Annotated in this window: 2 protein-coding genes; one reads left to right on the top strand and one right to left on the bottom strand. The window is 62.6% G+C overall.

The annotated features are described in order from the left end of the window. Window positions 1-134 precede the first annotated feature (134 nt). Window positions 135-1025: a tyrosine-type recombinase/integrase gene (locus tag NCT32_RS36695; RefSeq protein ID WP_250491528.1), complete on the top strand. Its 891-nt coding sequence runs from the start codon at window positions 135-137 to the stop codon at window positions 1023-1025. Between the two features lie 265 nt (window positions 1026-1290). Here NCT32_RS36695 and NCT32_RS36690 read toward each other — a convergent pair whose 3' ends face one another. After that, complete coding sequence (locus NCT32_RS36690; protein ID WP_250491527.1) at window positions 1291-1788, bottom strand: hypothetical protein; 498 nt, start codon at window positions 1786-1788, stop codon at window positions 1291-1293. Window positions 1789-2229: the final 441 nt, after the last annotated feature.

Raw genomic sequence — 2229 nt, 5'->3', positions numbered from 1 at the left:
CATGGTGGTGGAGTTCGATTGTGGAAGTGTTACCGTGAGAAGCAACATTCTCCTTCAATCGCCACCGCCTTCTTCCGCGTCTTCCCTACGCCGCGTACACCAGTTTCAACGATAGCTCCTGTTACCGCGATGCCTTGCTGCTGTTTCTGGACTTCGCCAGTCGCCAGCTCAACAAGGCGCCGACCACGATGCGGCTGGCCGACTTGCAACCCGATCTGATTCTGGCCTTCCTTGATCATCTGGAGCAGGATCGGAAGAACTCGGTTCGAAGCCGCAATCTGAGGCTCACTGCACTGCGCGCGTTCCTGAAGTTTGCCGCTCGCCGTGACGTGGCCTCACTTCACGATACCGAGCGCGCACTGGCGGTGCCGATGAAACGCTTCGAGCGGCCGATGCTGAACTACCTCACGCGTGCAGAGATGGTAGCCGTACTCGGCCAGAAGGGTGAGAACTGGTCGTCTCGCCGCGATCATCTGCTGCTGACGATGCTCTACAACACGGGGGCGCGTGTCTCCGAAATCATTGGCGTACGTGTCGTCGATGTGGTCCTCGATGGCGGAGCGTGCGTGCACCTGCACGGCAAGGGGCGCAGGCTGCGATCGATCCCCCTGTGGGACGCCACCGTCGCCGAGATCCGTAGCTGGTTGCGCTTGAATCCAACGCTGCGCGGCGAAACCGCCTTGCTGCCCAACCGGGATGGGCAGGCTATGTCACGATCCAACGTCGCGCAGCGCCTGGATCTTGCCGTGAGCCGAGCGAGCGTTGAGCAACCCAGCCTCCTCAAGAAGCACGTTTCACCGCACATCGTAAGGCATACGACTGCGATGCACCTGTTGCAAGCGGGCGTTCCGTTCAACGTGATCGCTTTGTGGCTCGGTCACGAGAGCCCGACGACAACCCATCGCTACGTCGAAGCTGACCTCGCGATGAAGGAGAAAGCGCTCGGTCGGCTTGAGGCGCCCGATGCCAGGATTCGCCGCTATCAAGCGCCGGACTCGTTGATCCGCTTCCTGCAGACCCTGTAACTATGTGCAGGCTTCGCCAGCCCCGACCGGACGCCTCAAGGGTCTGGCGACGCCTACGATGACCATCTGCGCATAGTTGCGTCCTGAGCATAGGGGTCGACACTGCCCGATGGCGGCGGATCGATAAGGAGCGACTTCATTGGTTCGACGCGTTAACGGGTTCGGCCAGGAACCGACGTCGGTCCATGCTTTCATGCTGACATTCGAGCGTTGGCTCCGCCCCAGCTAACGGTCAACCGCAGGCCGAGTCGGGAGGCGACTGCGATCAGTATCCGGGCGGTGGCGGAACTTGCGTGTACACCACGCCGCCGCTCCCATATCCCGTCGCGTACCAAGCCGCGCCACACTTATAATACGGCACGTCCTGAACGGCGATGGGAGCAACGTTGCACGGCGGCGCGACAGGCGCAGGCGCAGCAACGACCGTGGCGGTTGCGGGTGGCGGCGTGGTTGCGGCAGCGGCCGCTCCGACCACCATTGCCCCGGCCACAAATCCGGCCGCCGCAGAACCGCCGTCCCAGTCCGAGTTGCAGTCGTTGCAACCGCCCGAGTAGTTGTTCTGCACGTTGGTCACGTTCGTAGCACGCGTGTTCTGCATCTCCTTCGCGGTGGATTGACGCGTAGTCTGGTTTTGGCTGGTCGTTTGAGCCGCCGAGTTCTGTCGTGCGCTCTGGTTCTGGCTCGACGTAGCCTGGCGCTGGGCCTGGTTCTCGCTCGTGCTTTGCTGTCGGTTCGCCTGGTTTTGACCGGAGGTTGCCTGCATGGCGCTCGCCGAACTCTGGCGCGCACTCTGATTCGCACTTGAAGTTGAAGTTGCGTTGCCTTGGCGTGAGGCTTGCCTCTGCTGGGTCGTTCCCTGCTGGCCGCCGCTAGATCGTGAACCGCCTTGCGCAGCGGTTGTGCCGCCAGAAGAAAGCCCTCCAGCCGACGCTGCCCCGCCACGCGAATAGCCTCCTTCGCCGCCACCGCCACTGCCACGGGCGCCACCACCTCTCTCGCCTCGTGCATCCGCCTGGTCGATCAGCCCCAGCGCGAATACTGCGGCGATCAATGCCGTAAGGGCACGGTCCCACGATCCTGTTTTCATCATTTGGCTCCCTTCTTCGCGGACGACTGACGAGCCGCGGGCGACGCGCGCGGAAGCTGCGCTGCGAACGCGACTTTTTGCAGTCCATCGGGAATCTGTGCCGAGAATGTCGCATCG

It is taken from the genome of Caballeronia sp. INML2, from assembly GCF_023631365.1.
Lineage (GTDB): Bacteria > Pseudomonadota > Gammaproteobacteria > Burkholderiales > Burkholderiaceae > Caballeronia > Caballeronia turbans.
Note: the sequence above shows the minus strand (reverse complement) of the source record. Positions and strands in the feature narration are given on the sequence as shown.

Excerpts from the sequence above, each read along its gene's own strand:
- NCT32_RS36690 (WP_250491527.1), bottom strand. The coding sequence starts at position 1,788 with ATGCAGGCAACCTCCGGTCAAAACCAGGCGAACCGACAGCAAAGCACG.